Origin of the sequence: Campylobacter showae CC57C, from assembly GCF_000344295.2 — a bacterium.
GTDB classification, from domain to species: domain Bacteria; phylum Campylobacterota; class Campylobacteria; order Campylobacterales; family Campylobacteraceae; genus Campylobacter_A; species Campylobacter_A showae_B.
This window is the reverse complement of the sequence record NZ_AOTD01000024.1, coordinates 1-3126: the sequence shown is the minus strand read 5'-3', so window position 1 is coordinate 3126 and position 3126 is coordinate 1. Positions and strand designations below refer to the sequence as shown.

At 37.6% G+C, this 3126-nt stretch carries 3 protein-coding genes and 2 pseudogenes; 2 read left to right on the top strand and 3 right to left on the bottom strand.

The window, feature by feature from the left end:
- A partial coding sequence (locus tag H740_RS01080) for a hypothetical protein (RefSeq protein ID WP_002950474.1) occupies positions 1-189 on the bottom strand: 189 nt, incomplete at its 3' end.
- A gap of 247 nt (positions 190-436) precedes the next feature.
- Between H740_RS01080 and H740_RS01075 the strand changes: the two genes are divergently transcribed.
- Positions 437-1564, top strand: coding sequence for a Cj0814 family flagellar-dependent secreted protein (locus H740_RS01075; protein WP_002950467.1), 1128 nt, complete (start codon positions 437-439; stop codon positions 1562-1564).
- 44 nt (positions 1565-1608) lie between these two features.
- On the opposite strand, the gene H740_RS01070 is transcribed toward H740_RS01075, so the two are convergent.
- Together H740_RS01070 and H740_RS01065 are read right to left on the bottom strand one after the other, a co-directional pair.
- Positions 1609-1965, bottom strand: a complete 357-nt coding sequence (locus H740_RS01070) for a type II toxin-antitoxin system HicB family antitoxin (protein WP_034956865.1) — start codon at positions 1963-1965, stop codon at positions 1609-1611.
- 57 nt (positions 1966-2022) lie between these two features.
- Positions 2023-2190, bottom strand: a pseudogene (locus tag H740_RS01065) (type II toxin-antitoxin system HicA family toxin); the annotation flags it as partial.
- 144 nt (positions 2191-2334) lie between these two features.
- Between H740_RS01065 and H740_RS11805 the strand changes: the two are divergent.
- Positions 2335-3126: pseudogene (locus tag H740_RS11805) on the top strand (hypothetical protein); the annotation flags it as partial.

The following is a 3126-nucleotide window of genomic DNA, read 5'->3' as shown; positions in this document are numbered from 1 at the left end:
CCCGTTGAATGGATTTACACTAATACCTGTTTTTTCCATAGTTTCCCAGCAGTTGATCCACGATTCTTCATCGCTGCTAAGGGTTTTCGTTGGCATTGGTCTACCGCCGTAGCCAATAAACTCAAACATCTCGCCGTTAAAATAAATACGGCAACTTTTGAAAAAATCTACATACATATTTTTTTTCATACTTGTCTCCTTTTTTTATAGATGAGACTAATATATCGAATTTCAATAATACATGCAAGCAAAAACGACCTGCGTGTTAAAAAAAATCAACTATTTTTTAAAAAAACATCAATAGAGCTTCTTATCTATATTATATATTCACTGGACTAAAGAGTTCTAGATGATTTTAAAACACAGATCTTAGGGCAATAATAAATCTGGAATAAATATTGCTTGCTCCTTATCATAATTCAATAAGGAGCAAGCGATGAACGAAATCTCTTTACAAAAACAATATGATTCCGTAATATCTACCTCAAAAGAGTTAAAGGCCAAAAAAGAAGCCGGAGGAACGGCTTTTGGAGCTCAAATTTTAGCCCAAAGCTATGATCTAGAGCTAATGGCGCAAGCCAGCATGGTATCGCAAGCTACCGCTAGAGTAACGAGTGCCGGAACAAGCGGGTTTAACGACAGCAATGTATTAAATTCTAATCTGCAATCAAACATAAATCAAGTTAAGTATTCGCCTAATACATACGGATATAGCATCGATAGCCAAGGTTTTATGGGTGCGGACTTTAACAAAGCCGCCGGACTTCCGGAGGATTTTAAAATACATAAAAGCACTCTTGATGAAATTTACGATTTTAATGAAAGAAGTTATATTCATAAGCCGACGTATACCGCTAAAACCTTTGAAAATATCGATATGGCCGATACTATAAAACAATACTACAAGGTATTTAAAAGCGTAGTGGGTTCAAAAGACAAGCAAACATATACGAGCGAAGATCTAAATAGACTGCCTAAAGGCTTTAGCATTAGCGGTAACGACGCCGCTGAAAATGGAAACTATTTGCCGGATGTAAGCAGCTACAAAGTTACGAACGTCTACAAAACAGGTGACCAATTTGATGAAGCAAAGGCATTAGAGCGCGAACTAAGTATGCTCACTCCGCCTCGCTACACTTATAGACTAAATCTTAGCTCTAGCGAAATCGGACGCGATAACGGAGGCGGACTTAAATTTAACCCCGATATGTCTATGTATAAAACAGATGGTGGCTACACCAAAGAAGGCGTATTTGTAGGATTTTTAAAGAATTTTAAACCAAAAGCTAGCGATAGCGGGGAAACCGAGCTTACCGATCAGATAAAAACCTACTCAATACTCAATATAGAACAAGGGAAAAAGGATATAGACTTCATAAAAAGAGTAAATAGCGGAAACGATATGGCCAGGGACAAAATTATGCAAGAAGAAATGACAATAGCCGAACTCTTGAGATATAGACCGGGCAAGACAAACCAAATTTTAAACGATAAAGACAGAGAGGAATATTTTAAGACCATAAAAGAGAGAGTAAACGCTCTAACATCTATGACCTCCCTTTAAGATAACTACAAAGGTCGTCTATATGGCGGCCTGCTCCATACTCTTTATTGCACTGCTAGCGCTTTTTTAGCTAGCTCGCTAAGCCATGCCGAGCGGTTATTTGTAACCGCATCTATTGCATTTAAAACGCCCTTTGGTATAGTCAAATTTATGCGGACTTTGACGTTTTCATCAATCGGCTCATAGATGCTTTCACCGTTTTCAAGAGCCCCTTCGACATAGCAAGCAAAGGCTTCTTTTAGATCCGCTATTGCTTCGGCTTCGGTAGCTCCCCAGCCGGCCATTAGATTATTTTTAGTTAGTCCTATATCTGCATACTGAGCAAAATAATCTCCGTCATCCAGTCTTTTGATCGTGATCGTATACGGTAAGTTTAAATAATAGTTCAAGTCTTTTTTCATCATGACTCCCTTATCTTTGCTAAGATCTGTAAAAACATGGATCTCTTTAATCTGCTTATGATATGGTATAACTATCGTATCGCCACCCTTTTTAAATTTATGGTGCGAGCCTTTAACGTGATCTAATTCATATCCGTGATTTAATAGCAGGAGCTTAACGTCGTCAAAACTTGCACTTTTCGGATTATTTTCAAGTTTTTTGATTAATTTATCAAGACTCGACACGCCGCCCCTTTTTATGTTTTATACTTACTATTATACATACTATTTTTTATAGGATGCTTAATAGCCATATAGTGAACCTGTTATTAATCCTAAATATTTTTAAATTTTATCCGATATACAAGCAAAGCTTTTAAAAGGATTTAAATGATAAACAGTTCAAACAATGTCTCGTTTTTAAAGCTACCAGATATAGATATCGCCAGAGTAAATAAAATCCAATCTTTAAAAGAGACCGTCAAGGTTGGCGACGAAAGTATGACTTCGGCGGAATACCTAAATAGACAAGCGCAAATCGAGTATAGGGCAAAAGACTTTTTAAGGGCTCAGTCAAGTGGCGTCATATCAAAGCTACGTGTAAATAACGTTATGGATATTAGCGGTAGCAACGCTTTAAACAAGGGCGAATTTAATATTAACAATCTGCTTGGTAGAAACAGCGGCTTAGATTATCATTACAGCTCGTCTCCTACCTTGACGGGAGACTTTGCTAGATACGATTTTACGTATCTTGGCTCAAGGTACTCGGTCAATCAAGAACAAAGAATAGATAGCGTAGTAAACGATCATAATGCGTTAAAAGAGATAAAGCAAAAATACGGGGTCGATACCTCAAATGCCTATCTCAACGGCTCTCTTAGGGGCGAGAGATACTTTCAGGGTATAAATGCGGATCCTCACTCGATCAACATGTCTTTCATAGATCAAAGCGGATATCTTGAGAATACCAAATCATCAAATTTAAACTCTTACGCATCTTCAAGTACCCTGCATACTAAATACGGCGACGTAGAAGTATTTTTGGATCTATACGGCGATAACGATAAGTTAGGCATTGGAAAACTCACCAGTAATGCTTTGCTTTTTAGCTTTGACAGTAACGGCGATGGAATTTTAAATAGCTCTGACAAGCTATTCTCAAAGCTCAAGGTTAGAGGA